General features: G+C 72.9%; 30 protein-coding genes. 23 read left to right on the top strand and 7 right to left on the bottom strand.

The window, feature by feature from the left end:
* Positions 1-2: 2 nt before the first annotated feature.
* Positions 3-413 (bottom strand): DUF6542 domain-containing protein, encoded by a 411-nt coding sequence (locus HNR19_RS04380; RefSeq protein ID WP_179666797.1) that lies wholly within the window; start codon positions 411-413, stop codon positions 3-5.
* Between the two features lie 93 nt (positions 414-506).
* On the opposite strand from HNR19_RS04380, the gene HNR19_RS04385 reads away from it, so the two are divergent.
* The 8 genes from HNR19_RS04385 (at position 507) to nagB (ending at position 8,938) form a co-directional block, all read left to right on the top strand.
* The gene (locus tag HNR19_RS04385; RefSeq protein WP_343047044.1) at positions 507-1,631 is read left to right on the top strand and encodes an ROK family transcriptional regulator; all 1,125 of its coding nucleotides are present in this window, start codon (positions 507-509) and stop codon (positions 1,629-1,631) included.
* A gap of 75 nt (positions 1,632-1,706) precedes the next feature.
* Complete coding sequence (locus HNR19_RS04390) at positions 1,707-2,975, top strand: extracellular solute-binding protein (protein ID WP_179666798.1); 1,269 nt, start codon at positions 1,707-1,709, stop codon at positions 2,973-2,975.
* A complete protein-coding gene (locus tag HNR19_RS04395) occupies positions 2,975-3,877 on the top strand; it encodes a carbohydrate ABC transporter permease (protein ID WP_179666799.1) in 903 nt (300 codons plus the stop codon). Before HNR19_RS04390 ends, HNR19_RS04395 begins: the two co-directional genes overlap by 1 nt.
* Before the next feature lie 7 nt (positions 3,878-3,884).
* Positions 3,885-4,727: a carbohydrate ABC transporter permease gene (locus HNR19_RS04400; RefSeq protein WP_179666800.1), complete on the top strand. Its 843-nt coding sequence runs from the start codon at positions 3,885-3,887 to the stop codon at positions 4,725-4,727.
* Positions 4,724-6,142 (top strand): glycoside hydrolase family 3 N-terminal domain-containing protein, encoded by a 1,419-nt coding sequence (locus HNR19_RS04405; protein ID WP_179666801.1) that lies wholly within the window; start codon positions 4,724-4,726, stop codon positions 6,140-6,142. The genes HNR19_RS04400 and HNR19_RS04405 overlap by 4 nt, the downstream gene beginning before the upstream one ends.
* The gene (locus HNR19_RS04410; RefSeq protein ID WP_343047045.1) at positions 6,130-7,041 is read left to right on the top strand and encodes an ROK family protein; all 912 of its coding nucleotides are present in this window, start codon (positions 6,130-6,132) and stop codon (positions 7,039-7,041) included. Before HNR19_RS04405 ends, HNR19_RS04410 begins: the two co-directional genes overlap by 13 nt.
* The gene (gene nagA / locus HNR19_RS04415) at positions 7,038-8,153 is read left to right on the top strand and encodes an N-acetylglucosamine-6-phosphate deacetylase (RefSeq protein ID WP_179666802.1); all 1,116 of its coding nucleotides are present in this window, start codon (positions 7,038-7,040) and stop codon (positions 8,151-8,153) included. Before HNR19_RS04410 ends, nagA begins: the two co-directional genes overlap by 4 nt.
* Positions 8,153-8,938 (top strand): glucosamine-6-phosphate deaminase, encoded by a 786-nt coding sequence (nagB, locus tag HNR19_RS04420; RefSeq protein WP_179666803.1) that lies wholly within the window; start codon positions 8,153-8,155, stop codon positions 8,936-8,938. The genes nagA and nagB overlap by 1 nt, the downstream gene beginning before the upstream one ends.
* A 48-nt stretch (positions 8,939-8,986) precedes the next feature.
* Here the strand turns inward: nagB and HNR19_RS04425 are convergent, their stop codons facing one another.
* Positions 8,987-9,769, bottom strand: a complete 783-nt coding sequence (locus tag HNR19_RS04425; protein ID WP_179666804.1) for an exodeoxyribonuclease III — start codon at positions 9,767-9,769, stop codon at positions 8,987-8,989.
* 94 nt (positions 9,770-9,863) lie between these two features.
* Here HNR19_RS04425 and HNR19_RS04430 point away from each other — a divergent pair, with 94 nt between their 5' ends.
* From HNR19_RS04430 to HNR19_RS04465, 8 genes are all read left to right on the top strand, one after another.
* Positions 9,864-10,412: an ArsR/SmtB family transcription factor gene (locus HNR19_RS04430; protein ID WP_179666805.1), complete on the top strand. Its 549-nt coding sequence runs from the start codon at positions 9,864-9,866 to the stop codon at positions 10,410-10,412.
* Positions 10,409-11,704 carry an MFS transporter gene (locus HNR19_RS04435; protein WP_179666806.1) on the top strand — a complete coding sequence of 432 codons (1,296 nt, stop codon included), beginning with the start codon at positions 10,409-10,411 and terminating at the stop codon, positions 11,702-11,704. The genes HNR19_RS04430 and HNR19_RS04435 overlap by 4 nt, the downstream gene beginning before the upstream one ends.
* Positions 11,705-11,781: 77 nt before the next feature.
* Positions 11,782-12,600, top strand: coding sequence for a M57 family metalloprotease (locus tag HNR19_RS04440; protein ID WP_179666807.1), 819 nt, complete (start codon positions 11,782-11,784; stop codon positions 12,598-12,600).
* 122 nt (positions 12,601-12,722) lie between these two features.
* Positions 12,723-12,956, top strand: a complete 234-nt coding sequence (locus HNR19_RS04445; RefSeq protein ID WP_179666808.1) for a hypothetical protein — start codon at positions 12,723-12,725, stop codon at positions 12,954-12,956.
* Between the two features lie 59 nt (positions 12,957-13,015).
* Complete coding sequence (gene ychF / locus HNR19_RS04450; protein ID WP_179666809.1) at positions 13,016-14,089, top strand: redox-regulated ATPase YchF; 1,074 nt, start codon at positions 13,016-13,018, stop codon at positions 14,087-14,089.
* Positions 14,090-14,098: 9 nt separating this feature from the next.
* The gene (locus HNR19_RS04455) at positions 14,099-14,902 is read left to right on the top strand and encodes an alpha/beta fold hydrolase (RefSeq protein ID WP_179666810.1); all 804 of its coding nucleotides are present in this window, start codon (positions 14,099-14,101) and stop codon (positions 14,900-14,902) included.
* The gene (locus HNR19_RS04460; protein WP_343047046.1) at positions 14,895-15,332 is read left to right on the top strand and encodes a GNAT family N-acetyltransferase; all 438 of its coding nucleotides are present in this window, start codon (positions 14,895-14,897) and stop codon (positions 15,330-15,332) included. Before HNR19_RS04455 ends, HNR19_RS04460 begins: the two co-directional genes overlap by 8 nt.
* A 191-nt stretch (positions 15,333-15,523) precedes the next feature.
* Positions 15,524-15,874: a DUF1801 domain-containing protein gene (locus tag HNR19_RS04465; protein ID WP_218910143.1), complete on the top strand. Its 351-nt coding sequence runs from the start codon at positions 15,524-15,526 to the stop codon at positions 15,872-15,874.
* A gap of 30 nt (positions 15,875-15,904) precedes the next feature.
* Here HNR19_RS04465 and HNR19_RS04470 read toward each other — a convergent pair whose 3' ends face one another.
* Entirely contained in the window at positions 15,905-16,402 is a 498-nt protein-coding gene (locus tag HNR19_RS04470) for a nucleoside deaminase (protein ID WP_343047047.1), read from the bottom strand.
* A gap of 70 nt (positions 16,403-16,472) precedes the next feature.
* On the opposite strand from HNR19_RS04470, the gene HNR19_RS04475 reads away from it, so the two are divergent.
* Together HNR19_RS04475 and HNR19_RS04480 are read left to right on the top strand one after the other, a co-directional pair.
* A complete protein-coding gene (locus HNR19_RS04475; RefSeq protein WP_179666814.1) occupies positions 16,473-16,928 on the top strand; it encodes a methyltransferase family protein in 456 nt (151 codons plus the stop codon).
* A gap of 65 nt (positions 16,929-16,993) precedes the next feature.
* Entirely contained in the window at positions 16,994-17,452 is a 459-nt protein-coding gene (locus HNR19_RS04480) for an SRPBCC family protein (protein WP_179666815.1), read from the top strand.
* Here HNR19_RS04480 and HNR19_RS04485 read toward each other — a convergent pair.
* Positions 17,439-17,921, bottom strand: a complete 483-nt coding sequence (locus HNR19_RS04485; RefSeq protein ID WP_343047048.1) for an SRPBCC family protein — start codon at positions 17,919-17,921, stop codon at positions 17,439-17,441. The genes HNR19_RS04480 and HNR19_RS04485 overlap by 14 nt on opposite strands.
* Positions 17,922-18,030: 109 nt before the next feature.
* Between HNR19_RS04485 and rnhA the strand changes: the two genes are divergently transcribed.
* From rnhA to xdhC, 4 genes are read left to right on the top strand one after another with little or no spacing between them, the layout of a single operon-like run.
* Positions 18,031-18,486 carry a ribonuclease HI gene (gene rnhA, locus HNR19_RS04490; protein WP_179666817.1) on the top strand — a complete coding sequence of 152 codons (456 nt, stop codon included), beginning with the start codon at positions 18,031-18,033 and terminating at the stop codon, positions 18,484-18,486.
* Between the two features lie 44 nt (positions 18,487-18,530).
* Positions 18,531-19,967 (top strand): xanthine dehydrogenase small subunit, encoded by a 1,437-nt coding sequence (locus tag HNR19_RS04495; protein ID WP_179666818.1) that lies wholly within the window; start codon positions 18,531-18,533, stop codon positions 19,965-19,967.
* Positions 19,964-22,255, top strand: a complete 2,292-nt coding sequence (gene xdhB, locus HNR19_RS04500) for a xanthine dehydrogenase molybdopterin binding subunit (protein WP_179666819.1) — start codon at positions 19,964-19,966, stop codon at positions 22,253-22,255. Before HNR19_RS04495 ends, xdhB begins: the two co-directional genes overlap by 4 nt.
* The gene (gene xdhC / locus HNR19_RS04505) at positions 22,252-23,055 is read left to right on the top strand and encodes a xanthine dehydrogenase accessory protein XdhC (protein WP_179666820.1); all 804 of its coding nucleotides are present in this window, start codon (positions 22,252-22,254) and stop codon (positions 23,053-23,055) included. Before xdhB ends, xdhC begins: the two co-directional genes overlap by 4 nt.
* 7 nt (positions 23,056-23,062) lie before the next feature.
* Here xdhC and HNR19_RS04510 read toward each other — a convergent pair whose 3' ends face one another.
* The 3 genes from HNR19_RS04510 to HNR19_RS04520 form a co-directional block, all read right to left on the bottom strand.
* The gene (locus HNR19_RS04510; RefSeq protein WP_179666821.1) at positions 23,063-23,677 is read right to left on the bottom strand and encodes a histone deacetylase; all 615 of its coding nucleotides are present in this window, start codon (positions 23,675-23,677) and stop codon (positions 23,063-23,065) included.
* Between the two features lie 235 nt (positions 23,678-23,912).
* Positions 23,913-24,380: a deaminase gene (locus HNR19_RS04515; protein WP_179666822.1), complete on the bottom strand. Its 468-nt coding sequence runs from the start codon at positions 24,378-24,380 to the stop codon at positions 23,913-23,915.
* A gap of 26 nt (positions 24,381-24,406) precedes the next feature.
* The gene (locus HNR19_RS04520; protein WP_179666823.1) at positions 24,407-25,438 is read right to left on the bottom strand and encodes a hypothetical protein; all 1,032 of its coding nucleotides are present in this window, start codon (positions 25,436-25,438) and stop codon (positions 24,407-24,409) included.
* 25 nt (positions 25,439-25,463) lie between these two features.
* Here HNR19_RS04520 and HNR19_RS04525 point away from each other — a divergent pair, with 25 nt between their 5' ends.
* Positions 25,464-25,778 carry a hypothetical protein gene (locus HNR19_RS04525; RefSeq protein WP_179666824.1) on the top strand — a complete coding sequence of 105 codons (315 nt, stop codon included), beginning with the start codon at positions 25,464-25,466 and terminating at the stop codon, positions 25,776-25,778.
* Positions 25,779-25,850: the final 72 nt, after the last annotated feature.

The raw sequence follows: 25,850 nt of genomic DNA on the forward strand, positions 1-25,850 counted from the left end.
CCTTAGCGTCCGCCGACCTGGCGGCGTACGGCGAGCACGCCGAGGCAGAGCAGGTAGCCCGCCACCAACGCCACGCTGTGGGCCGAGAGGCCGGAGATCGTCGCCTGCACCGCCCCGTCGGCGGGGTGGGCGACGGTCTCGGGCTCGGTGATCGCGAGCAGCACGACCGCGCCCAGCATCGCCAGCGGCGGGAGCACGCCGACCGCGAAGAAGTCGGTGGGTCGTACGGCGAGGGCGGCGAACACGCACGCGGTGACGAAGGTCAGGTCGAACACCAGGCCCAGGGAGCGCGACAGCAGCACGTCGACGACGGTGGCGGTGAGCAGCACCGCCACCGTGAGCGAGGCCACCGCATGGCCAGGCTCACGGCCCTCCTCCCAGATCGTCGGCGCCCTGCCGGTGTGGGTGTTCATCGCCTCCCACGCTAGGTCTGTCCCGCAGCCCGATCGGAACGGCACGCCGGAAATGCTGGACAGGCGGTTTGTAAGTATGCTGAACTAACAAATGTGACCTGGCGCACCCCCACCGACCGCCCGCTGCGCGACCGGACCAAGCTGCACCGCGCCGACTCCCGCCGGCACCACCGCTCGATGCTGCTCCAGCACCTCTTCGCCGAGGGCCCGGCCAGCCGCGCCGACCTGGCCCGCAGCAGTGGCCTGACCCGGGTCACGGTCTCCGAGCTGGTCGCGGAGCTGCTCGAGGAGGGGATGGTCGCCGAGCTCGGCGCCCCGGTCGAGAGCCGGGTCGGCAAGCCGCCGCGTCTGGTCGGCCTGGTGCCCGACGCCAAGCACGTCCTCGCCATCGACCTCTCGGTCGACGACCAGGTCGTGGGCGCGGTGCTCACGCTCACCGGTGAGGTCGTCACGCGCGACGCCCGGCCGCTCGAGGGGCGGCGCGGCGACGACGCGGTCGCGCTGGTCCGCACGTTCGCCGACGACCTGGCCCGGCGCTCGACCCGCCCGCTGCTCGGGGTGGGCGTGGCGACGCCGGGTGTCGTCAGCGCCGACGGCGTGGTGCTCGACGCGCCCAACCTCGGCTGGCAGGACGTGAAGCTCGCCGAGGTGCTCGGCGCCGTCGTCGACCAGCCCGTCTACGTCGCCAACGACGCCAACACCGCGGTCATGGGGGAGTACACGTTCGGCGGCGGCGACGAGGGCGGCCTGATGCTGCTCCGGCTGAGCACAGGTGTCGGCGCCGGTGTCGTCCTGGGCGGGCGGGTGCTGCACGGCCACGGCGGCGCGGCCGGCGAGATCGGCCACGTGCAGGTCGACGCCGGCGGCGAGCAGTGCGCGTGCGGGCGGCGCGGCTGCCTGGAGACCTACCTGTCGGTGCCGCGGCTGCGGCAGCGGATCGCCGCGGGCGACGCGGCCGCCGTACTGGCCGACGCCGGTGAGCGGCTCGGCGCGACGCTCGCGCCCGTCGTCGCCACCCTCAATCTCGGTGAGGTGGTGCTCAGCGGACCGCTCGACCTGGTCGAGCCGCTCGCGCAGGGCGCCGTCCTCGCCGTCCGCGACCGGGTCATGCCGGTCTCAGCGGAGCACTTCGTCGTGCGGGCCTCGGGGCTCGGCGACGACGGAGTCCTCGTCGGTGCGACCGGTCTGGTCCTCGCCGGCGAGCTGGGGGTCTCGTGACCACCCGGCACACCCCCAACGCGGTCCCGTGCGCGGGCCCGCGACCGGTCAAGGAATGAGGAACCAACGGTGCGCATGAAGAAGACACTGGCCGCGGCTGCCGTCACCGCCCTCCTGGGCATGACCGCCGCCTGTGGGTCCGACGACGACGGCGACTCGTCCGGCGGCGGCCCCAAGGAGGCGGACCTGGTCGTCTGGCTCAACGGTGCCGACACCCCGCAGGCTGCGCGGGACTGGCTGAAAGAGACGTTCGAGGAGGAGCACCCCGGCTCCACCCTCACCATCGAGGAGCAGGAGTGGGAGGGCCTCGTCGAGCGCCTCACCACCGCGCTGTCCTCGTCCGAGCAGACCCCCGACGTCGTCGAGGTCGGCAACACCCAGGCGCCGACGTTCACGACCGCCGGCGCGTTCAGCGACCTGACCGACGACCTCGAGGAGTACGGCGGCGACGACCTCCTGCCGGGCTTCGTGGAGGCGGCGACCGTCGACGGCAAGACCTACGCGGTGCCCTACTACGCGGGCTCGACGTACGTCTTCTACCGCAAGGACCTCTTCGAGGCCTCCGGCCTCGAGGTGCCGACGACGATGGACGAGTTCATCGACGCGGCCATCACGCTCAAGGAGGACAACCCGGCGCCGGACTTCTCGGGCTATTGGCTGCCCGGCCAGGACTGGCGCGACGGCGCCGCGTTCCTGTGGGATGCCGGCGGCGACTTCGCCGTCGAGGACGGCGACGGCTGGAAGGGCAACCTCTCCGCGCCTGAGTCCATCGAGGGCCTGACGACGGTGCAGACGCTCTTCGAGCAGGCGTCCGGCGCCCCGGCCGACGCCAACGAGGCCGACCCGGTCACGCCGTTCTGCGCCGACCAGATCGGCATGATGTCCCGCCCCGGTTGGGTCTACGGCATGCTGATGGACCCCGAGGCGGGATGCCCCAAGATGGAGAAGAACATCGGCGTGTTCGCTCTGCCCGGCTCCGACGGCGAGCCGGCCCCGGTGCTGCTCGGCGGCTCGGACATCGCGGTGGCCGCCCAGTCGCCCAACCAGGACCTGGCCCGCGAGGTCGTCGGCCTGATGCTGAGCGACGACTACCAGGGCATCCTCGCGGAGAACGGGCTCACGCCGGCCAAGCAGTCGCTCGCGACGCTGCTCGGTGACGACGAGTTCGCCCAGGCCACGATCGAGGCCGCCTCCAACGCCAAGCTCACGCCGGCCGCCGCCAACTGGGCAAGCGTCGAGGGCACCCGCGTGCTCGAGGACCTCTTCAGCCAGATCGCCCAGGGCGGGGACGTCGCCGAGCTCGCCGCCGAGGCCGACGAGCAGATCACTGAAGAGCTCAACTGATGGCGAGGACGGGGAGGCGCGGTACGGCGCTGCCGCTCGGGCTGGTCCTGCCGGCCACCGGCCTCCTCGTCCTGGCCCTCGGCTATCCGCTGGTCCGGCAGGTCTTCCTGTCGATGCAGGAGTTCGGGCTCGCCCAGCAGTTCGGGCAGCCGCCCGAGTGGGTCGGCCTGAAGAACTACTCCGAGATGGTGGGCGACCCCTACCTCTGGAAGGTCGTCCTCCGGACCGTCCTGTTCTGCTTCGTCAACGCCGGGCTGACGTTCCTGCTCGGGCTGGGGCTCGCGGTCCTGATGAAGCGGATGACCTCGTGGGTGCGGATCGCCACCCAGTGCGGGCTGCTCCTCGCCTGGGCGATGCCGGTGGTCGCCGTCATGATCGTGTGGCAGTTCGCGTTCGACACCGAGTACGGCGTCGTGAACTGGCTGCTCACCCGGTTGGGCGGCGACTTCCAGGGCCACTCCTGGCTGATCGAGCCGCTCTCGTTCTACGCCGTCGCGACGCTCGTCGTGGTCTGGATGAGCGTGCCGTTCGTCGCGTTCACGCTGTACGCCGCGCTCACCCAGGTGCCCGACGACGTGCTCGAGGCGGCGGAGATCGACGGCGCCGGCGCCTGGCAGCGGTTCCGCCACGTGGTGCTGCCGTCGATCCGCCCGGTGCTGCTCGTCGTGCTGCTGCTCCAGGTGATCTGGGACCTGCGCGTCTTCACCCAGATCTACACGCTGCAGCGGGCCGGCGGTGTCTCGCGCGACACCAACCTGCTCGGCACCTACATCTACACGCTCGGCATCAAGGGCGGCGACTTCGGCACGGCCGCCGCGGCCGCGATGTTCATGCTCGCGCTCACGGTGGTGCTGACGGCGCCGTACGTCCGGATGATGCTGAAGCAGGAAGAGGAGCAGTGACCCGCTGATGGCACGCCGTACGTCAAGGCCGGTGCGGCTCTTCGCCGACGTGGTGGGGATCCTGGTGCTGCTCGGCTGCCTGTTCCCGGTGTACTGGATGGTCAGCCGGTCGTTCCTGCCGCGCAACAAGATCCGCAACCCGGAGCCGACCTGGTTCCCCTTCGGCGGCACCAATGACAACTACGGGCGGGTCTTCGGCGGCGGCACGTTCGGCGACGCTCTGATGACGAGCCTCTCGGTGACGCTGCTGACGGTCCTGGTCGCGCTGCTGTTCGCGTTTCTGGCGGCGGTGGCGGTGAGTCGGTTCCGCTTCCGCGGGCGGAAGTCGTTCATCCTCACCCTGCTGCTGATCCAGATGATCCCCGCCGAGGGGCTGTTCATCAGCCAGTACAAGATGCTCGAGGGGATGAGCCTTCTCAACTCCGTGCTCGGGCTGACGCTGGTGTACGTCGCCGCGGTCCTGCCGTTCACGGTCTGGACGCTGCGCGGCTTCGTCGACGGCGTGCCGCGCGAGCTCGAGGAGGCGGCGATGATGGACGGCTGCTCGCGGCTGCAGGCGTTCTTCCGCGTCACCCTGCCGCTCCTGGCGCCGGGGCTCGTCGCGACCGGCGTCTTCGGGTTCATCCAGGCGTGGAACGAGTTCACGCTCGCGCTCGTGGTGATGACCGACCCGGCGAAGGAGACGCTGCCGGTGTGGCTCGTCGGCTTCTCCGAGTCGCGCAGCCGCGGCGTCGACTGGGGCGCGATCATGGCGTCGTCGACGCTGATCACGATCCCGGTGATCGTGTTCTTCCTCATCGTGCAGCGGCGGATGGTCTCCGGGCTGACCGCCGGGGCGGTGAAGGGATGACGACTCGCCTGGAGGAGCTCGCGCTGAGGGTGCTGCTCCCGTCGTTCCGCGGCCCCTCCCTGCCCGGGGGCTGGGCGGACCTGCTGGGAGAGGGGCTCGGCGGGGTCTGCCTGTTCGGGTCGAACCTGACCGGCCGGGTCGAGGACGTCGCAGGACTGGTGGCGGCGGTGCGGGGCGCCCGCGCCGACGCGCTGGTCGGCATCGACGAGGAGGGCGGCGACGTCACCCGGCTGCACGTGGCTGACGGCAGCCCGGTGCTGGGGGCGGCGGCTCTCGGGGCTGTCGACGACCTGTCCCTGACCGAGGCGGCCGGTGGTGTCGTCGGTGCGGAGCTCGCAGCGGTCGGGATTGACCTCGACCTCGGCCCGGTCGCCGACGTCAACAGCAACGCCGCCAACCCGGTGATCGGGACGCGCAGCTTCGGATCCTCGGCCGGCGTGGTCGGGCGGCACGTCGCGGCCTGGCTGACCGGCCTGCAGGCGCAGGGCGTCGCGGCCTGCGTGAAGCACTTCCCGGGTCATGGCGACACCGCGCAGGACAGCCACCTGGCTCTGCCGGTCGTCGAGGCCGAGCGCTCGGTGCTCGACGGGCGCGAGCTGCTGCCGTTCCTCGCCGCGGTGGAGGCGGGCGCCGCCGCCGTCATGACGTCGCACATCGTGGTCCCGGCGATCGACCCGACACTGCCCGCGACGTTCAGCCGACCGGTGCTGTCGGTGCTGCGCGACGACCTCGGGTTCTCCGGCGCGATCGTGAGCGACGCCCTCGACATGGCCGGCGCGTCCGCCGAGCGCGGCATCCCCGAGGCCGCCGTGCTCGCCCTTGCCGCCGGCTGCGACCTGCTGTGCATCGGCCCTGACAAGGACGCATCCCTCGTGCGGGAGGTCCAGGCCGCTGTGGTCGCCGCCGTACGCGAGGGGCGCCTGCCCGAGGCCCGGCTGGTGGAGGCCGCTGCGCGGGTCGGGGCCGTCCGGAGGTTTCGGGGCTCGGCGCTGGAGCGCCTCGCACCTCAACCACCGGACGCGTCGATCTTTACGGATGCGGCCCGCCAGGCGTTCCTCGTCGAGGGCGAGCTCGGCGACCTGCGCGGGGCGCGGGTGGTCAGCATTGGTACGCCGGCGAACATCGCCGTGGGCGAGGGACCGTGGGGGTTGGAGCCCGACCTGCTGCTCGCGCCCGGCGAGCCGCTGCCGGAGGGGCCGCTCGTCGTCCAGGTGCGCGACGCGCACCGCTACCCCGACGTGACCGACACCCTCGCGGGCCTGCGGGCGCCGTCGGTCGTGGTCGAGTGGGGCTGGCCCGGACCGCGGACCGGCTGGCGGGAGAGCGGCGTCGCTCGCATCTGCACGCGGGGCTTCTCGCGACCGGCGGCGGCTGCCGTCGTACGACTTCTCGGAGAGGCGGGGTGGACCCGGTGACCATGGTGGGGCTCGACATCGGGGCCACGAAGATGCTCGGCGTCGCGGCGACGCCCGACGGCGACGTGCTCGCCGAGGTGCTCGCGACCACGCCGGTGGGGGGCGAGGAGGTCGTGGCCGCCGCGGCCTCGGTCGTCGCCGAGCTCCGCCGCCGGACAGGCGAGGCCCTCGACGGCACGGTCGGGGTCGGCATCCCCGGACTGGTCGACGCCGGCCGCGGTGCGCTCAAGCACGCGGTGAACCTGGGCGTCGACGCCGAGTGGTTCCCGATCGGCGACCTGCTCGCCGCGCGCGTCGGCGCGAAGGTCGCGGTCGACAACGACGTCAACGCCGCGGCACTCGGCGTCGCGAAGATCACCGGACACGACGACCTCGTCTACCTCAGCCTCGGCACCGGCTTGGCCGCGGCCTCGATCCTCGACGGCCGGCTGCGGCGCGGCGTCCGCGGGGCCGCCGGCGAGATCGGGCACATCCCGGTCGACCCCGCCGGCCGCAAGTGCCAGTGCGGCCAGGTCGGCTGCCTCGAGACGGCGGCGTCGGGCTCGGCGATCGCCGAGGCCTGGCCGGTGACCGGCACGCCGCCCGCGCAGGCGGTCTTCGACGCCGCGGCCGACGGCGATCTCCGCGCGGTCGCCGTACGTGACGAGTTCGCGGCCCGGGTCGCCGACGCGGTGCGGGTCGTCGCGCTCACGGTCGACCCCGAGACCGTGGTCCTCGGCGGCGGCGTCGCCCAGGTCGGCGACCGGCTCCGCGTGGCCGTGGCCCACGCGCTGGCGGAGCAGGCGGCGGACTCCCCGTTCCTCCGGTCGCTCGACCTGCCCGGCCGGCTCGAGCTGGTCCCGCTCGACGTCCCGGTCGCGGCGCTCGGCGCCGCCCTGCTCGCCGAGGAGCCGCGATGAGCGACCTCGTGGTGCGCGGCGCCACGACCGCCGACGGCGTCGCTCGCGACGTCGTCATCGCCGACGGCCGGATCGCGTCGTCCGGCTCTGGACCGACGTACGACGCCAGCGGGCTGGTCGTCCTGCCCGGGCTCATCGACCTCCAGGTCAACGGCGTCGCCGGCATCGACGTGACGCTGGAGCCCGAGCGCCTCTGGGAGGCCGCCGCCCTTCTTCCTCGGTACGGCGTGACCGCGTTCCTGCCGACCGTCATCACCTCCGACCCCGCCAACCGCGCGTGGGCCCTGGCGTCGTTCCGCTCGGGCCCGCCGCCGGGGTGGACCGGCGCCCAGCCGCTGGGTCTCCACCTCGAGGGACCGATGATCGCCGCCGCGCGGAAGGGCGCCCATCCGGAGCAGTGGCTCCGGCCGCCGTCCCCGGACCTCGTCGCGCGCTGGTCGCGCGAGGCGGGCGTCGCGATGGCGACCCTCGCCCCGGAGCTGCCCGGGGCGCTCGACGTCGTCGAGCAGCTCGTCCGCCAGGGGGTCGTCGTCTCGGTCGGCCACACCGAGGCCGACGCCGCGACCGTGGCGGCAGCCGTCGATCGCGGTGCCCGCGCGCTGACCCACCTCGGCAACGCGATGCCGCCGCTCGGCGGCCGCGAGCCCGGGCCGGTCGGCGTCGCGCTGGGCGACCGTCGGCTCGTCGCGGGCGTCATCGCCGACGGCCACCACCTGCACCCGGCCACGCTCGCCGCGTACTGGTCCGCCCTCGGGCCCGATCGCTTCCTCTCGGTGACCGACTGCACGGCTGCCCTCGGGCTGCCCGACGGCGAGAGCAGGCTGGGCGACCAGCACGTGGTCGTCAGCGACGGCACCGTCCGGCTCGCCGACGGCACCCTCGCGGGCTCCGCCGCCTCGCTCTCCCAGTGCCTCGGTGAGCTGCGGAACGCCACCGGCTGCAGCCTCGCCGAGGCGGTGGGCACCTGCACCGCGACGCCGGCCGACCTGCTCGGCGACGCCTCGCGGGGACGCCTGAGGGAGGACGCCCGCGGCGACCTCACCATCGTCACGCCCGACCTCGAGGTCGTCGCCACGGTCATCGGCGGCGAGCTCGTGCACGAGGCACGCTGATGGAGGTCGTCCCGCTCGCCACCGCCGACGACGTCGCCGCCCTGGCCGCCGACACCATCGAGGCGCTCGTCCGCCAGCGCCCCGGCGCGGTGCTCGGTCTGGCCACGGGATCGACGCCGCTGCCGACGTACGAGGAGCTGGTCCGGCGGCACCGCAGCGGCACCGGCCCGTCGTACGACGAGGTCCGCTGCTTCACCCTCGACGAGTACGTCGGGCTGCCGCCAGGCCATCCCGAGAGCTATCGCGCGACGATCGCCCGCGAGCTCACCGACCCGCTCGGGATCGCCCCCGAGCGGGTGCACGGACCGGACCCGTCACCGGACGGGCTCCCCACGGCGGGCGCCCGCTACGAGGAGGAGCTCGCCGCGGCGGGCGGCGTCGACCTCCAGGTCCTGGGCATCGGCTCCGACGGCCATCTCGCGTTCAACGAGCCCGGCTCCTCGCTGGGGTCGCTCACCCGGATCAAGACGCTGACCGAGGAGACCCGGCGCGACAACGCCCGCTTCTTCGGCTCGGTCGACGAGGTGCCGCGCCACGTGCTGACCCAGGGACTCGGCACCATCCTGCGGGCCCGCCACCTGCTGCTGCTCGCCACCGGCGCCGGCAAGGCGGCCGCGCTCGCCGCCGCCGTCGAAGGGCCGCTCACCGCGCAGTGCCCGGCCTCGGTGCTCCAGCTGCACCCGCACGTCACGGTGCTCGCCGACGACGCCGCCGCGGCCGGGCTGGCCGGCCGTGAGCACTACCGCGAGGTCTACGCGGGGAAGCCGGACTGGCAGCGGCTGTGAGGGTCGTAGGAGTGAGAGTGGTCTATAGGTCACTCTCACTCCTACGACTCAGTCGGAGAGGTCCACCACCACCGGCGCATGGTCCGACGGCGCGCCGCTGAACACCGTGGGGTCGCGCTCGTCGCGGTCGATGAACGCGCTGGTGACCCGCTCCGCGAAGCCGGGGGAGCCGAGCACGAAGTCGATCTTCAGCCCACGGTCGCGCTCGAAGCGCTGCCGGTAGTAGTCCCAGTAGGTGTAGCCCGGCGCGTGCTTGCGGGTGACCTCGCTCCAGCCCTCGTCGAGGAACGCCTGGAACGCCGCCCGCTCCGGCGGGGTCACGTGCGTGGAGTTCTTGAACTGCGTGACGTCGAAGACGTCGTCGTCGGTGGGGCAGATGTTCCAGTCGCCGACCAGCGCGGTCGGCGCGTCCTGCCAGGCGGCCGCCGCCTCGCGCAGCCGCTGGAGCCAGTCGAGCTTGTAGACGTAGTGCGGGTCGTCGGGCTTGCGCCCGTTGGGGATGTACAGGCTCCAGAGGCGGACGCCCCCGCAGGTCGCGCCCACCGCGCGGGCCTCCGCGGCGACCGGGTCGCCCCAGCCCGGCATGCCCGGGAAGCCGACCTCGACGTCGTCCAGCCCGACCCGGCTCAGGATCGCCACCCCGTTCCACTGGCTGTGCCCGACGGCGGCGATCTCGTAGCCCGCTGCCTGGATGCCCATCAGCGGCAGCTGGTCCTCGCGCGCCTTGGTCTCCTGGAGCGCGAGCACGTCGATGTCGTGCCGCTCGAGGAACGCCTCGACGCGGTCGATCCGGGAGCGCAGGGAGTTGACGTTCCAAGTCGCGATCCGCACGACCGAGACCCTACGCGGCGACGGGTGCGGTCGGGCCGGCGGGAGATGTACAAGAACTCTTGTGGAACCGACCGCGTCCTGCGACGGTCGCCGCATGCCCAGCATCGACAAGATCCGTGCGATCCATCACCCGACCCGGCGCAGGATCATCGACTACCTCGGCGTCAACGGGCCGGCCCAGGTCGGCGCCCTGGCCGATGCGCTCGGCCAGCAGGTCGGCAGCATCAGCCACCACCTGCGGGTCCTCGAACGGCAGGACGTCGTCGCCCGGGTGCCCGAGCTCGCCCACGACCGGCGGACGAGCTGGTGGCGCCTCGAGAGCTCCTCGATCTCGTGGTCGGTCGACGACTTCGCCACGGTCGTGGACCGGATGACGGCTCGGGCCGCGCAGCGCGCCAACATCGACCACCAGCTTCGCAAGCTCGCCGAATGGATGCGTCGAGCGGACGACTCGTCGCAGGAGTGGCGGGAGGCCGCGACCTCCTCGGACCTCGGGACGGTCGCCACCGCCGCCGAGCTGAAGGAGCTCGGCCGCAGGCTGCTGGAGACCGCCGCCGAGTGGTCCTCCGAGATCGACCGTGACGACGGGCAGGAGCGCGAGCCGGTGTTCCTCTTCCTGCACGCGTTCCCCACCCGTCCGTGAGCGCGCCGAGCGCCCTCGACGGCGCCCCGCCCTTCGCCCGCGACCGGCTGGTCCACGGCTACGTGGTCGCGTCCGCCGTCTCCCGGGCCGGCGACGCGTTCTGGACCGTCGCTCTTGCCTGGACCGCCGTCGAGCTCGCCTCTCCGGCGGTCGCCGGCCTGGTGGTCGCGGCGGGCACCGTGCCCCGCGCGCTTGTCCTCCTGTACGGCGGGGTGGTCGCCGACCGCTGCGACGCGCTCCGCGTGATGAGGGTGACCAACGCGGTGCGCGCGGGCGTGCTGCTGGGAGTCGGGCTCGTGGACCTGCTGGGTACAGCGCCGATCCCGCTGCTCGTCGTCGTCGCGGTGACGTTCGGTGTCGCCGACGCGCTCTACGACCCCTGCGCGGCCACCGTTCCGCGCCAGCTCGTGCGACGCGACGACCTCCCGGCGTACGCCGGCCTCTCCCAGACGGCGCAGCGGATCGGCACCATGCTCGGAGCCGCGCTCGGCGGCGTCGTCGTGGGCGTCGGCGGCCTGGGCGCCAGCGCTGCTGTCGACGCCGCGACGTTCCTGGCCATGGGCGCTTACCTCCTGCTCCTGCGGCCGCGCTACCCGTTGGCGCGCGACCCGAGCGGTTCGGTCCTGGCCGGGCTCCGAGCCGGCTTCCAGCACCTCCGGGACGAGCCGACGGTGCGGAGCCTGGTGCTGGCGCTGTCCGGGCTCAACCTGGTGGTCGGTCCTGCCCTCGCGCTGGGCGTCGCGCTGCGGGCCAGCGAGGCGGGCTGGGGTGCGCACCTGCTCGGCGTCGCCGAGGCCGTGGTCGCGCTGTCCGCTGCCGCGGGGTCGTTGATCCTGGCGCGCCGGCAGCCCGTGCGTCTCGCGGTCTGGGGCTTCGGGCTCCTCGTGGTGCAGGGCGCCGCCGTCGTCGCCCTCGGCGTCGGAGGCCGGGGAGTGCTGATCGGCGCCTGCGCCGTCATCGGCATCACGGCGGGCGCCGCGTCGGTCGCGCTGGGCGGGCTCTTCCTCGCGGTCGTCCACGAGTCCTACGTCGGTCGGATGGCGTCGATCCTGGCGCTCGGCGACGACGTGCTCATTCCGGCGGCGATGGCGGGGTTCGGCGGCCTGGCCGCGGCCTCGCCGACGCCCGTCCCGTTCGCCGTGTACGGCGGCGCGATGGTGGTCGTGATGGTGCTCTTCCTCGCCCGCCCCGGAGTGCGCTCGCTCGGGGCACCGGTCCCAGCGCCGGCTGAGGCCGCGCCCGACGACGTGGACCCGCAGATATCTGCAGCGCGTCAGCGTTCCGATTTCTGAGCCGGACGATCTGTTGTCCGACGGGCGGGGGAGCGGTTCGATTACCCAGCCCCACGCCCTTCTCGGAAAGGAATTCCATGAATCGATCCCGGATCGCGAAGATCTCAGCGGCCGTAGCGGGACTCGGCCTCGCCGTCGCCGGCGCCACCACTGCCGGCGCCGCGCAGGGCGACGGCGAGGTGCCTACCTACAAGGAGTTCGCCGCGTCGACCTACCAGGACACCGACGGCCAGTACATCGTGAACGGCGACGAGCCGATCAGCAGCCACGGCGGCCTGCGGCAGTTCTACGACTCGATGGTCGCCACGGCCAAGCACGCCGACGAGGAGGGCCTGATCGTCAACACGGTCAACGGCCGCGACGACAAGTGGAGCGCCTCGCAGGTCGGCAACCTGACGTACTGCGTCAGCACCAAGTTCGGCTCCGACCACGCGCGGATGGTCTCCGCCTTCGCCGCCGGCGCCGCGCTGTGGGAGAACGCCTCCTCGGCGGTCGACTTCGTCTACGTCCCCGCCCACGACGCGAACTGCAACACCCGGAACTCGTCGATCCTGTTCTCTGTCGAGCCGGTCAACACCAGCCAGTACATCGCCCGCGCGTTCTTCCCGAGCACGCCGAAGCGCTCGCGCAACGTGCTCGTTGACAACTCGATCTGGAGCTCGGGCAACTGGGAGCCCGGCGACATCATCGCCCACGAGCTCGGCCACACCCTGGGCTTCCGGCACGAGCACACCCGCCCCGAGTCCGGCACCTGCTTCGAGGACAACAACTGGCGGCCGCTGACGCCGTACGACGCCGCGTCGATCATGCACTACCCCCAGTGCAACGGCAGCTCGGACGACCTGGAGTTCCAGGCCTCTGACGCCGCCGGCGTGCGCGCGCTCTACGGGTCCTGACCCTTCGCACCTCCCCAAGGAGGGCCCTCCCGCCACCTCTCGGCGGGAGGGCCCTCGCCCTTCCGCCCTCGCTGTGACCGAGTCGATGGATCGCGACGGTCCGGGTGGGTACCGCCGACGGCATGGCCCCGGGAATCGTCCTCATCATCGTCGGCGCGATCTTCACGTTCGCGCTCAAGGCGGAGTCGTCCTGGCTGGACGTGCGGGTGCTCGGCCTGATCCTCATGCTCGGCGGGCTCGCGTTCGTGGCCCGGTCGCGGCTCAAGCGTCGCGAGGTGATCACCCGCGAGACCGAGGACGCCGACGGCACCACCCAGACCGAGGAGAAGCAGGTCGTCGAGCGCCGCGTCGAGTGAGCTCACGCGCGCACCGCTGATTCACGGCGCCGCTGCGGGCGCCCCTAGACTCGCCCCCCGTGGCACTCACCATCGGCATCGTCGGTCTCCCCAACGCGGGCAAGTCGACGCTCTTCAACGCGCTGACCAAGAACGACGTGCTCGCGGCGAACTACCCGTTCGCCACCATCGAGCCGAACGTCGGCGTCGTGGGCGTCCCTGACGACCGGCTTCCCAAGCTCGCGGAGATCTTCGGGTCGGAGCGGATCCTGCCCGCCACCGTCGAGTTCGTCGACATCGCCGGCATCGTCCGGGGCGCATCGCAGGGCGAGGGATTGGGCAACAAGTTCCTCAGCCACATCCGCGAGTCGGCCGCGATCTGCCAGGTGACGCGCGTGTTCCGCGACGAGGACGTCACCCACGTCGACGGGGAGGTCAACCCCGGCAACGACATCTCCACGATCCAGACCGAGCTGATCCTCGCCGACCTCGAGACCGTCGAGAAGGCGGTCGTGCGGCTGGAGAAGGAGGCGCGCAAGGTCAAGGGCCTCGCCGCCAACCTCGCCGCCGCCCAGGAGGCCAAGGCGGCGCTCGAGGCGGGTACGCCGATCATCGCCACCTCGATCGACCGCTCGCTCCTCCGCGAGCTCTCGCTGCTGACGGCCAAGCCGTTCATCTACGTCTTCAACTGCGACGCCGACGAGCTCAGCGACGAGGCGCTGAAGTCCCAGATGCGCGAGCTGGTCGCGCCCGCCGAGGCGATCTTCCTCGACGCGAAGTTCGAGGCCGAGCTGGTCGAGCTCGACGACGAGGAGGCCCGCGAGTTCCTCGCGGAGGCCGGCGTCACCGAGCCCGGCCTCGAGGTGCTGGCCCGGGTGGGCTTCGACACCCTCGGCCTCCAGACCTACCTGACGGCGGGGCCCAAGGAGACGCGCGCCTGGACGATCCCCAAGGGCGCCACCGCGCCCGAGGCCGCCGGCGTCATCCACACCGACTTCCAGAAGGGCTTCATCAAGGCCGAGATCGTGTCGTACGACGACCTGGTCGCCGCCGGCGCGATGACCAAGGCCCGGGAGGCCGGCAAGGTCCGGATGGAGGGCAAGGACTACGTCATGCAGGACGGCGACGTCGTCGAGTTCCGGTTCAACGTCTAGCGGGATGAAGTGAGCACGCCACCGAACCTCGTCCGGAGGGGCGAGGGAGTGCCCCTGATCGCGATCCACGGCAACGGGGTCGACCACCGGTTGCTGCTCGCGCTCGACGACTGCCTGGCCGACACCGGTCGGTGGGAGCGGATCTACCTCGACCTCCCCGGATTCGGCGGTACGCCGCCGCTGGACGGGATCGGCGGACTACCGGAGCTCGCGGACTGGGTGGTCGGCACCGTCCGGGGCCTCGTCGGGTCGCGGTCGTTCGGGCTGCTCGCAAGCTCCCTCGGAGGCCTGCTCGCCCGCCACGTGATTGCCCAGCTCGGGAGCCAGGTGTTGGGCGCGGCACTCATCGCTCCGGTCGTCGACCCCGACGCCGCCCGGCGCAGGCGCCCCGCACAGGTGGTCGCGGAACGTGACGACGACCTGCTCCGCTCCCTACCGCCCGCCGATCGTGACGAGTTCACCGGCGTCGCGGTGCGCCAGGTCGGGGCCTCGTGGGAGGCGTTCCGAAGGCACGCGCTGCCGGGCATCCGCGCCGCCGATCCGGACGCGATGGAGCGGCTGTCGCAGCGCTACTTCCTCACGCGTGCGCCCGAGTCGGGAGCTCCTCCGTTCGCAGGGCCGGTGCTGGTCGTCACCGGCCGGCAGGACCACATCGTCGGCTACGAGGACCAGTTCGACCTGCTCGCGCACTACCCCCGCGCGACGTACCTCGCCCTCGACAACGCCGGACACAACGTCCACCTCGAGCAGCCCGAGCAGGTCGAGGCCGCGTTGCGGGTGTGGTCGCGCGCCTGCGGCGATGCGCGTGCCTGAGATCCGCCCGCTCCGGCCCGAGGACGAGGCCGCGGTCTGGGAGCTGGCCCGCGACTTCGCGACCTCGTTCACGCCCGAGCGCCCGCGGTTCTCCGCGTCCTACGCTGCGCTGCTCACAGCCGAGGACTCGCTGGCGCTCGGTGCGGTCGAGCCCGGCGGCATCGTCGGCTACCTGGTCGCGCACCTCCACCAGACCCTGTTCGCCAACGCCCCGGTCGTGTGGGTCGAGGAGCTGATGGTGCAGGAGAGCGTCCGCGGCCGCGGCGTCGGCCGGGCGCTCATGTCGGCGGCAGAGGGCCGGGCCGCGGCCGAGGGGGCGGCGTACGTCGCGCTCGCGACCCGGCGAGCCGGCCCGTTCTACGAGAGGCTCGGCTTCGACGAGTCCGCGGTCTTCTACCGCAAGCTGCTCGCACCCGAGCCGGGATCGTGACCGGAGCCGCGTGTTAGCGTGACCGGCGTGGCGGCCCGACCCGCCACCCGCTGCGCTCCCAGGCGACCGATCGCCTGAATCATTGCGGAGAGGCCTGAATCGTCAGGACATGTCCGGATGGGGTGCTGCGCCTACGGGCGCACCAACTCATGGTGCCGGCATCGACGCCGGCTGACGAAAGGACATCGGTCGTGACCAAGGACGACAAGAACCTCCAGCAGGTCCTCGACAAGATCGCCGGGATGGACGAGCCCGCGCGCCGGGTCATGCAGCGCATGCACGAGGTGATCGTCGCTGCCGCACCCGAGCTCAAGCCGCGCATCTGGTACGGCATGCCGGGCTATGCCCTGTCGGCGAGCAGCCCGGTCCTCGTGTTCTTCCGGCACGACGAGCGGATGAGCCTCGGCGTGAGCGAGAAGGCCGCGTTCACGCCGGCCGGGGGCGAGGACGGGCTCCTGATGCCCGCAGCCTGGTACTTCGAGGAGCTCGACGACGTGACCGAGAAGCGGGTCGCCGAGATCGTGCGCGCCGCTATCGGCTGACCGGGTCGGTCCGGGCGGCCCGAGGAACGCTCAGGCCCGCCCGGACCTCCGGAGGTATGACGCCTCGTGCAGCGCGCGGATCTCGTCGACCAGGTCCGGCGCCGGGCCGGCGACCTCGATGCCGGGGACGACGTCGCGCAGCGACAGCGGGGCGAGTGGCGAGGGCGGCAGTCCCCACCCGTCGCGCCACTCGGTGAGCTGCGCGCTCGACGCGACGTAGGCGACGCGTCCGACGCCGGCCCAGCCCTGCGCCGCCGCACACATCGGGCAGTGCTCGCCGGAGGTGTAGATCGTCGCGCCGGCGCGGTCCTCGGCGGTCAGGTTGAGGGCGGCCCAGCGTGCGAGGGCGAGCTCGGGGTGGGCGGTGGGGTCGCCGGTCGAGGTCTCGCGGTTGCGGTCCTCGGCGACGACGGCCCCGCCGCTGTCCACCAGGACCGAACCGAACGGATCGTCCCCGGCCTCCAGCGCCTCGGCGGCGAGCTCCACGCAGCGGCGGAGGTGCGGCAGGTCGTTCTCGGTGGGCTCCACGCGCACGACACTAGCCACCGGGCTCCGCCGCCCGGGCGTCGGCGAGCCGGCAGCGCCGTACGATCGAGCCATGCCCGTCGTCCCGCCGCCGCTGTACGCCGTCGCCGGCGGCATCGCCCAGCACCTCCTCGCGCCGGAGAAGGACGCCGGCGCGCTGCGGAAGGCCGCGGCAGGCGCAGTCGCAGCGGGCTCGGTCGCCCTCCTCGCCGGCGCCGACCTCGCCTTCATCAAGCACAAGACAACCGTCAACCCGCTCGAGCCCGACAGGGCGACGGCGCTGGTCGACGGCGGGCCGTTCCGTCTCACGCGCAACCCGATGTACGTCGGCATGGCGGGCCTGCTCGCCGCGCACGCGATCCACCGGGGCGGGTGGCTGACACCGCTGCCGGTCGCCGCGTTCGTGGCGGTCATCGACCGCACGCAGATCCCCGCGGAGGAGGCGGCGATGCGCGCCAACTTCGGCGCGGCGTACGACGACTACCGCGCCGCCGTGCCGCGCTGGCTCAGGCTGCCCGGGCTCGGCTGATCCCGCTCCGATCGCGGCGCACCGAACGGTTGCGGCGCGGCCCCGGCGGGAGTTGAGTTGTCGTCATGGAGAACGAGCAGCGGATCGTGTCCGCCAGCGGCGTCGTCGCCGCTCCCGCAGCCGAGGTGTTCGAGCAGATCGCGGACCCCGCGCTGCAGCCGGCGTGGGACGGAAACGACAACCTCGACCACGCCGAGCCGGGCCAGCGGGTCACGGCCGTCGGCGACGTGTTCGTGATGACCAACTCCGGCGGCAACGTGCGCGACAACCACGTCGTGGAGTTCGAGGAGGGCCGGCGCATCGCGTGGCTGCCCTCGCCGCAGGACGCCGACCCGCCGGGCCACCTGTGGCGCTGGGAGCTCGAGCCCGTGGACGAGACGACCACGCGCGTGACGCACACCTACGACTGGACCAACCTGCGCGACGAGACGCGGCTGGATCGCGCGCGGCGTACCACCGCCGACCGGCTCCAGGCCTCGGTCGACCGGCTCGCCGCGCGCGTCGAGGAGCTCAACGCGGGCTGACGCCCGCCGCCGCCTCGGCCTCGGCCTTGAGCCGGGCGAGCGTCTCGGTCATGCCGTCACGCAGCACGCCCGTGAACGCCTCCTGGCCGCCGAGGAAGCCCTCGGTGAGGTCGCGGGAGAGGTCGGAGATGCCGTCGGGCGCGTGCCGGCGCTGGTGCACGCGGGTGCCGGCCGGCGTGGGCTCGAGGGTGAAGCTCCACACCGCCCAGTTCTCCTCGATCCGGAATTCGAGCTCGCGTCCGGGCTCGTACCGGACGATCTCGGCGTGCGTCACCCACTGCATCTCGCCCTGCTGGTTGAGGTTGGTGAACCGGGTCCCGAGCGCGATCCCGCCGTCCCCCTTGATGCGGGTCGACACCACCTGCGGGCTCCAGTCGGCCATCCGGGCGAGGTCGCTGACCAGCGCCCACACCTGCTCGGCGGGTGCGTCGATCTCGACGCTGACGTCGATGTCCGGGACCTCGTTCACGGGCCTCCCCAATCTATGCGTTCGATCGGTCGTATTGCTTGATGCGACCGACCCTAGCGCCGCGCGCGGCGGCGCGGAAGGGGCGGAAGCGGCGTCGTACGATCGCGCCATGCCGTCGCCCGTCGTGATCCACACCGACGGCGGCTGTACGCCGAACCCGGGGCCCGGCGGGTGGGGAGCCGTGCTGCGGTACGGCGACCACGTCCTCGAGCTGTGCGGCGGCGAGGCGGAGTCGACGACGAACAACCGGATGGAGCTGACCGCGCCGATCATGGCGATGGAGACGCTCACCCGGCCGTGCGTCGTGCAGATCCACACCGACAGCACCTACGTGCGCAACGGCATCACGAAGTGGGTCGCCGGGTGGCAGCGCAACGGCTGGCGGACCGCGGCCAAGCAGCCGGTCAAGAACGTCGACCTCTGGCAGCGGCTCAGCGCCGCGTGCGCGCAGCACCAGGTGGAGTGGTTCTGGGTGAAGGGTCACGCCGGCGTGGCCGACAACGAGCTCGCCGACCAGCTCGCCACCCGCGGCATGCGCGAGGCGATGGGCCTCACTCCCGCCTGACTTTTCAGGTCTCATCCGCGGCGTCGCGGCCGTAGGGTTGCGGGATGGAGAACGGGAGTGGCAGCGGGCTCCCCGATGCCTGGGTCAACGGCGAGCTGCGGTCGCTCGACACGGCGCGGCCGGAGACCACCGCGCTCGACTGGCTGCGCGGGCTCGGGCTGACCGGAGCCAAGGAGGGCTGCGCGGAGGGGGAGTGCGGCGCGTGCTCGGTGCTCGTCGCCCGGCCCGGCGTCGACGCCGAGACCGAGTGGACGGCGATCAACTCCTGCCTGCTGCCGGCCGCGACCCTCGCCGGCCAGGACGTCGTGACCGCCGAGGGGCTGGGCGCGCCCGACGCCCTGCACCCGGTGCAGCGCGAGATGGCGGTCCGCGGCGGCTCCCAGTGCGGCTACTGCACCCCTGGCTTCGTGTGCTCGATGGCGGCGGAGTACTACCGGCCCGGCCGTCGGGCTGGCGAGTTCGACCGGCACGCGCTGAGCGGCAACCTCTGCCGCTGCACGGGCTACCGCCCGATCGTCGAGGCCGCGGCGGCGCTGGGCACGCCCGACGGCGACGACGCCCTCGCGACCCGCACCGCCGTCGCGCCGCCGGCGGCCGCTCCCGTGCGGACCGCCGGATTCGCGCGGCCCGGCAACCTCGCCGAGGCGCTCGACCTGCTCGCCGAGCCCGGCGCTGTCGCGGTCGCCGGGTCGACCGACCTCGGGGTCGAGGCCAACCTGCGCGGCGACCGGCCGGCGCTCCGCGTCGCGATCGACCGGCTGCCGGAGCTGCGGGAGGTCTCCCGGACCGGGACGTACGTCGAGCTCGGCGCCGCCGTGACGCTGAGCGAGCTCGAGCGCCGGCTCGCGGGCGCCGTACCGCTTCTGGACGAGGTGTTCCCGCAGTTCGCGTCGCGCCTGATCCGCAACGGCGCCACGATCGGCGGCAACCTCGGCACCGCCTCGCCGATCGGCGACCTGGCGCCCGCGCTGCTCGCGCTGCAGGCGGACGTGGTCCTCGCCTCGGCGGCGGGGGAGCGGGTGGTGCCGCTCAAGGGCTACTTCACCGGCTACCGCCAGACCGGGCGCGCGGCCGACGAGCTGATCCGGGCGGTGCGGATCCCGCTGCCGCTCGCGCAGCTCACGGCGTTCCACAAGATCGCCAAGCGGCGCTTCGACGACATCTCGTCGGTGGCCGTCGCGTTCGCGCTCGACGTGGCCGACGGCCGGGTCCGCCGTGCCGTGATCGGGCTCGGCGGGGTCGCAGCGACGCCGATCCGCGCGACCGAGGCGGAGCGGCTGCTCACGCGCAACCGGTGGGAGGCCGACGTGGTGGCGGAGGCCGCGGCGGTCCTGGGGCGCGCCGGCACGCCGCTCGACGACCACCGCGCCAGCGCGGGCTACCGCGCCGCGATGCTGGAGCAGTCTCTGGTGCGCCTGTATGAGGGTTTCGAGGCTCGGCCGCAGGCGGCCTCGCACCTCAACCGCCGGGAGGAACCATGAGCACACCGCTCGCGAGGCGCCCGACCTCCGCCGAGGTCGGCGAGATCCGGCCGCACGAGGCGGCGTCGCTCCACGTGACCGGCCGCGCGCTCTACACCGACGACGTCGCCGTCCGGACCCCCGGGCTGCTGCACGCGCACCCGGTGCAGGCCCCGCACGCGCACGCGCGCGTCGTCAGGCCCGACGCGACCCGGGCGGCAGAAACCCCCGGTGTGGTGCGGGTCCTGAGCGCCGTCGACGTCCCCGGCGTCAACGACGCGGGCACCAAGCACGACGAGCCGCTCTTCCCCGACGAGGTGATGTATCACGGCCACGCAGTTGCGTGGGTGCTCGGCGAGACGCTCGAGGCCGCGCGGCTCGGGGCGCTCGCGGTCGAGGTCGACTACGAGCCCCTGCCCGCGATCCTGACGCTGCCGGAGGCGATCGCGGCGGAGAGCTTCCAGGGCCTCCGGCCGCGCCTCGAGCGCGGCGACGTCGAGGAGGCGATGGCCGGCGCCGCGCACGTGTTCAGCGGTGAGTTCGAGATGGCCGGGCAGGAGCACTTCTACCTCGAGACCCACGCCGCGCTGGCCACCGTCGACGACGACGGGCAGGTGTTCGTCCAGTCGAGCACCCAGCACCCCACCGAGACGCAGGAGATCGTCGCCCACGTGCTCGGCCTCTCCAGCCACCAGGTGACCGTGCAGTGCCTGCGGATGGGCGGCGGCTTCGGCGGCAAGGAGATGCAGCCGCACGGGTACGCCGCGATCGCGGCCCTCGGCGCGCGCCTCACCGGCCGCCCGGTGCGGGTGCGGCTCACCCGCCAGCAGGACATGACGATGACCGGCAAGCGGCACGGCTTCCACGCGACCTGGCGGGTCGGGTTCGACGGCGACGGCCGCCTCCAGGCGCTCGAGGCGACGCTCACCTCCGACGGCGGCTGGAGCCTCGACCTGTCCGAGCCGGTGCTCTCGCGCGCGCTGTGCCACGTCGACAACGCGTACTGGATCCCGCACCTGCGCGTCGACGGCCGGATCGCGCAGACCCATAAGACCTCGCAGACCGCGTTCCGCGGGTTCGGCGGGCCGCAGGGGATGCTCGTGATCGAGGACATCCTCGGCCGCTGCGCGCCGCTGCTCGGGATCGACCCGGTGGACCTCCGCCGGCGCAACCTCTACGCCGACGGGCAGGAGACGCCGTACGGCCAGGTGGTCCGGCACGCCGACCGCCTGGAGCGCGCGTGGGACCAGGTCGTCGACACCGCGGAGCTCGCCACCCGACGTGACGAGGTCGCCGGGTTCAACGCCCAGAACCCCCGTCGCAAGCGGGGTCTGGTGGTCACGCCGGTGAAGTTCGGCATCTCCTTCAACTTCACCGCGTTCAACCAGGCGGGCGCGCTCGTGCACGTCTACCGCGACGGCTCGGTGCTCATCAACCACGGCGGCACCGAGATGGGCCAGGGCCTGCACACGAAGATGCTCCAGGTCGCTGCGACGGCGCTGCGGGTGCCGATCGACCGGGTCCGGCTCGCGCCGACCCGCACCGACAAGGTGCCGAACACGTCGGCGACGGCGGCCAGCTCCGGCGCAGACCTCAACGGCGGTGCGGTCAAGGACGCCGGCGAGCAGATCCTCGCGCGACTCGAGCCGGTCCGCGAGCGGCTCGGTCCCAACGCGTCGTGGGACGAGGTGGTGCGGACGGCGTACTTCGACCGGATCCAGCTCTGGGCCGCCGGTTTCTACCGCACCGAGGGCCTGTGGTGGGACACGGCGGCGATGCGTGGCGAGCCCTTCAAGTACTTCGCGTACGGCGTCGCCGCCGCCGAGGTGGAGGTCGACGGCTACACCGGCGCCTACGAGGTCCGCCGCGTCGACATCGTCCACGACGTCGGCGACAGCCTCTCGCCGCTGATCGACATCGGGCAGATCGAGGGCGGCTTCCTCCAGGGCGTCGGCTGGCTCACCCTCGAGGACCTCCGCTGGGACACCTCTGACGGACCGGGCCGCGGCCGGCTCGCGACGCAGGCCGCGTCGACGTACAAGCTGCCGAGCCTGTCGGAGATGCCGCACGAGATGCGGGTGACACTGCTCGACCGCGCCACCGAGGACGGTGTCGTCTACGGGTCGAAGGCCGTCGGCGAGCCGCCGCTGATGCTGGCGTTCTCGGTGCGCGAGGCGATCCGCGAGGCGATTGCGGCGTTCGCGCCCGCCGGGGCCAGGCGGTCGGTGGACCTCGCGTCGCCGGCGACGCCGGAGGCGGTCTTCTGGGCGATCCGGGCCGCCGCGACCGAGGGCGGGTCCGAGCGATGACCGACTGGCTGCGCGCGCTCCAGGACTGCCGTGAGCGGCGGGTGCCCGCGGTGCTCGTCACCGTGACCGGCGTGCGCGGCCACGCGCCGCGTGACGCCGGCGCGAAGATGGTCGTCACCGAGGACGCGGTGGTCGGCAGCGTCGGCGGCGGCAACCTCGAGGAGCTGGCCGTACGGCGCGCCCGGGACCTCCTCGTCGACGGGGCGACGGCGCCGGAGCAGCTCACGCAGGCGCTGTCGGACAGGACTCCGGCCGAGCACGGCGTGCAGTGCTGCGGCGGCGAGGTGACGCTGCTGCTCGAGTCGTTCGGCGTGCGGCCTGCCGTGGCGGTGTTCGGGATGGGGCACGTCGGCTACGAGATCGCGCTGCTGCTGAGCCGCCACGAGCTGGAGCTCCACCTCGTGGACTCGCGCGCCGAGCAGCTCGGCGCCGACCGGCTGGACGTGCTGCGCACCGGCCCCGCCGACGTGCACGTGCACGAGGTGCCGGTGCTGCCGGAGCTCGTGGTCGCCGACCTGCCCGTCGGCACGCACGTCCTGGTGCTCACCCACGACCACGCCGAGGATCTGGCCGTGCTCGACGCGCTCCTGCGGTCCGGCGTACCCGCCAGCATCGGGCTGATCGGCTCCACCGCGAAGTGGGCCCGCTTCCGCGGCAAGCTCGCCGACCTCGGGCACGCTGCTGAGGCGATCGACCGGGTGCGCACGCCGATCGGCGCCCCGGGCTCGAAGGCACCGGCCGCGATCGCCCTGGCCGCCGTCACCGAGCTGCTGGAGCTCGCGCGCACACGCGTGGGGTAGCTCAGTGTTATCCCACGTCTCGCCGCGCGCCCGTCCCGGCCGACGCGGCGGCGGCGGAGAGGTAGGCGTCGATCCGCTCGTCGCTCCAGTCGCGGGACTCGCGCAGGCCCTGCGCCAGCATCGCGCGGTACGGCGCACTGGGCTCGGTGTGGGGCACGGCGTCGTAGCCGTGCGGGGCGGTGAACGTGAGGATCGGCAGGCCGTCGTGGCGGCCGACCTCGATCAGCGTCTCGTAGTGCCCCGGGCCCGCTTCGTGCCGGCCGGTCTCCAGCCCGCCGACGATGACCTCCTCGATCGGGTCGCCGGGCTCGGGGAGCCGGTGCATCTCCTGGGCCGCGATGTCGGCGAACTGGCCGGTCGTGATCCGGTAGGCGCGGGCCGCCGTCGGCCCGGGCTCGTCGTGGTCGTAGAACGCGACGCCGCCGCCCCACGTCGGAGACGCGCCGGCGAAGTAGAGGCGCCCCGGCAGTTCGAGCGTGATGTCGTCGACCGGCTCCTCGGGCGTGCGGGAGCCGACGTACGAGCGGCGTGCGCCCTCCGGCCGGCCTCCGAGGAGGTAGGCGAGGAGGCGGTCACGGCACATGTTCGAGCCGTAGGAGGCGTACCAGACTTCGTGTCCCATCCCTCTCCATGATGACAAGGGACGAAGTCAGACGCACATCGAGCAACCATTGCGGCTTGGGGAGCGTCTAACTGGGTACTGGCGCTGCACCGGCGCGGTGCTGCGCCGCGAGAGGAGCATCACGATGAGCGGTCATGTGGCTTTGGGGACGGATCTGCGGGAGCAGATCCTCGGCTTCATCTACCGGCTCAAGCTCCTGATCGCCCGCAGCTGACGCCCTCGCTCACGCGCAGGTTCAGTACGCCGTACGCTCCGCGTCGGCGAGCCACGCCTCGAACGGCTCGGCCGCGCTCGCGAGCCGCTGCGCCTCGACCCTGAGCCCCCACTCCGACCGGGGCCTGTCGAACAGCGAGTAGAAGTCGCCGTCGTCGAAGCCGGCCCGCGCCGCGTCGTCGCGGTCGGCGGCGTAGACCACGCGGTCGACCCGCGCCCATAGCGCCGAGGCCATGCACATCGGGCACGGCTCGCAGGAGCTGTAGAGGGTGCAGCCGGCGAGCGAGAAGTCGCCGACCGCCTTCGCGGCGGCGCGGATCGCGACGACCTCGGCGTGCGCGGTCGGGTCGAGGTCGCGGGTCACCCGGTTCTGGCCGTCGGCGACCTCCTCGCCGTCGCGCACGATCACGGCACCGAACGGGCCGCCGCCCTCGGTGACGTTGATCGAGGCGAGCTCGATCGCGCGGGCCAGCCAGGTCGTGTCGTTCACGCGCGCAGCCTACGCACGGGCGCTCGCTAGCGGGAATCGAACGACCCGCGCCGCATCGCGAAGATCCAGCGGCGCCGGGGATGCTCGGTCACCGACCACAGCAGGTCGGTCGCCGGCCACCACACCAGGTCCTCCGGACCGGGCGGCGTCGCCCAGCGGACGGCGCGGAACTCGCCCGGGGTCCCGACGTAGACCGTGCCCGGGTTCCAGTGCCCCTGCGAGGCGGTCAGGTAGTAGACGCCCTCCGCCACCGCCGCGCCCTGCATCCGCACCTGGCCGCGCTCGTCGACGGCCGGGCGGGAGTAGCCGTCCTGGTCCGTGGCGAGCAGGCCGGTCTCGGGATCGGTCGGGATGCGCGCGAGGCGCCGGGTCTGCTGGGCGGAGCCGTACTCGCCGGCCACCAGGGACGGCGGCTCGGTCGAGCGGTCGAGGGTGAGGAAGGAGTAGCGCAGCTTCTCGACGCCCTCGTCGGTGCGGGCCTTGTAGGCGAACCGCACCGGCAGGACATAGCGGTGTCCGTGGGTCTCGAGCCCCGAGCCGTCGGTCACCCGCAGCAGGTCGTCGAGCCGGCACGTGAAGAACCCGCGGCCGGTGGCCGCGACGTGCAGGTAGGGGCCGTGCCAGACGATGCCGCCGGCGTGCACCTTCAGCGGCTTCAGGCCGGGACTGCCGTCGGTCATCGTCGGCTCGGCGAGCAGGACGTGCTGATAGCGGCGGCTCGCCAGGTCGACGAAGCTGACCCGCGAGCCGTGGTCGTTCTTGGCGTACCACGACACCGCGAGCACGTCGCGGGTCACCGACGTGCGCACCGAGCTCGAGATGCCCTGCGGCCACCAATTGGGGTCGCGGCGGTCGGTGGCGTCCCAGGTGAGGGCACGCGCGACCTTCCGCCCGAGCAGCCGCGGGTGCGGCGCATAGGTACGGCGTACCCGCCGCGGCAGGTCGGCCAGCACTCCTTCGACCCCGACCCGGCCGCCGCCGTGGTCGGCCAGAAGTGCCGCCAGAGCGTCGATCTCGGCGACGTTCTCCTCGGTGCGGGTGAGGTGGAGGCCGGTCACGGCGGACCAGAGTAGCCTCACCGGAGTGAGGGGGATCTTCTTCGACGAGGACGACGCGCGGTCGGCCGCGCTCGCCCTCACCCGCGGCGGCTTCGACGCCGTCGTCGTCCGGGAGCGTCTGGCGGGGGAGGACGACGACGAGGACCACCCGTGGGCCGTCGTCACCGACGCGCCGGCGATCCAGCTGGAGATGCTCGTCGAGACCTACGACGGATGGCTGGACGAGGACGACGGTCTCGACACGTCCTCGCCCAGCGGCTCGAACTACTCGACCAGCCCGGGTGTCCCGCTTCCCGACCAGCCCAAGCGGATCAAGCGCCAACCCAGGGCGGTCGACTAGCGATACCCAGGTGGTCGAGTAGCGACAGCCAGGGTGGTCGAGTAGCCGGAGCCCCCTGGGGCTCCGGCGTAT

The organism is Nocardioides thalensis (assembly GCF_013410655.1).
Lineage (GTDB): Bacteria > Actinomycetota > Actinomycetes > Propionibacteriales > Nocardioidaceae > Nocardioides > Nocardioides thalensis.

Bases quoted from the DNA above. Each gene is read 5' to 3' on its own strand.
- HNR19_RS04380 (WP_179666797.1), bottom strand. From the start codon at position 413: ATGAACACCCACACCGGCAGGGCGCCGACGATCTGGGAGGAGGGCCGT.
- HNR19_RS04390 (WP_179666798.1), top strand. From the start codon at position 1,707: ATGAAGAAGACACTGGCCGCGGCTGCCGTCACCGCCCTCCTGGGCATG.
- HNR19_RS04395 (WP_179666799.1), top strand. From the start codon at position 2,975: ATGGCGAGGACGGGGAGGCGCGGTACGGCGCTGCCGCTCGGGCTGGTC.
- HNR19_RS04400 (WP_179666800.1), top strand. From the start codon at position 3,885: ATGGCACGCCGTACGTCAAGGCCGGTGCGGCTCTTCGCCGACGTGGTG.
- HNR19_RS04405 (WP_179666801.1), top strand. From the start codon at position 4,724: ATGACGACTCGCCTGGAGGAGCTCGCGCTGAGGGTGCTGCTCCCGTCG.
- nagA (WP_179666802.1), top strand. From the start codon at position 7,038: ATGAGCGACCTCGTGGTGCGCGGCGCCACGACCGCCGACGGCGTCGCT.
- nagB (WP_179666803.1), top strand. From the start codon at position 8,153: ATGGAGGTCGTCCCGCTCGCCACCGCCGACGACGTCGCCGCCCTGGCC.
- HNR19_RS04430 (WP_179666805.1), top strand. From the start codon at position 9,864: ATGCCCAGCATCGACAAGATCCGTGCGATCCATCACCCGACCCGGCGC.
- HNR19_RS04440 (WP_179666807.1), top strand. From the start codon at position 11,782: ATGAATCGATCCCGGATCGCGAAGATCTCAGCGGCCGTAGCGGGACTC.
- HNR19_RS04445 (WP_179666808.1), top strand. From the start codon at position 12,723: ATGGCCCCGGGAATCGTCCTCATCATCGTCGGCGCGATCTTCACGTTC.
- HNR19_RS04475 (WP_179666814.1), top strand. From the start codon at position 16,473: ATGCCCGTCGTCCCGCCGCCGCTGTACGCCGTCGCCGGCGGCATCGCC.
- HNR19_RS04480 (WP_179666815.1), top strand. From the start codon at position 16,994: ATGGAGAACGAGCAGCGGATCGTGTCCGCCAGCGGCGTCGTCGCCGCT.
- rnhA (WP_179666817.1), top strand. From the start codon at position 18,031: ATGCCGTCGCCCGTCGTGATCCACACCGACGGCGGCTGTACGCCGAAC.
- HNR19_RS04495 (WP_179666818.1), top strand. From the start codon at position 18,531: ATGGAGAACGGGAGTGGCAGCGGGCTCCCCGATGCCTGGGTCAACGGC.
- xdhB (WP_179666819.1), top strand. From the start codon at position 19,964: ATGAGCACACCGCTCGCGAGGCGCCCGACCTCCGCCGAGGTCGGCGAG.
- xdhC (WP_179666820.1), top strand. From the start codon at position 22,252: ATGACCGACTGGCTGCGCGCGCTCCAGGACTGCCGTGAGCGGCGGGTG.
- HNR19_RS04510 (WP_179666821.1), bottom strand. From the start codon at position 23,677: ATGGGACACGAAGTCTGGTACGCCTCCTACGGCTCGAACATGTGCCGT.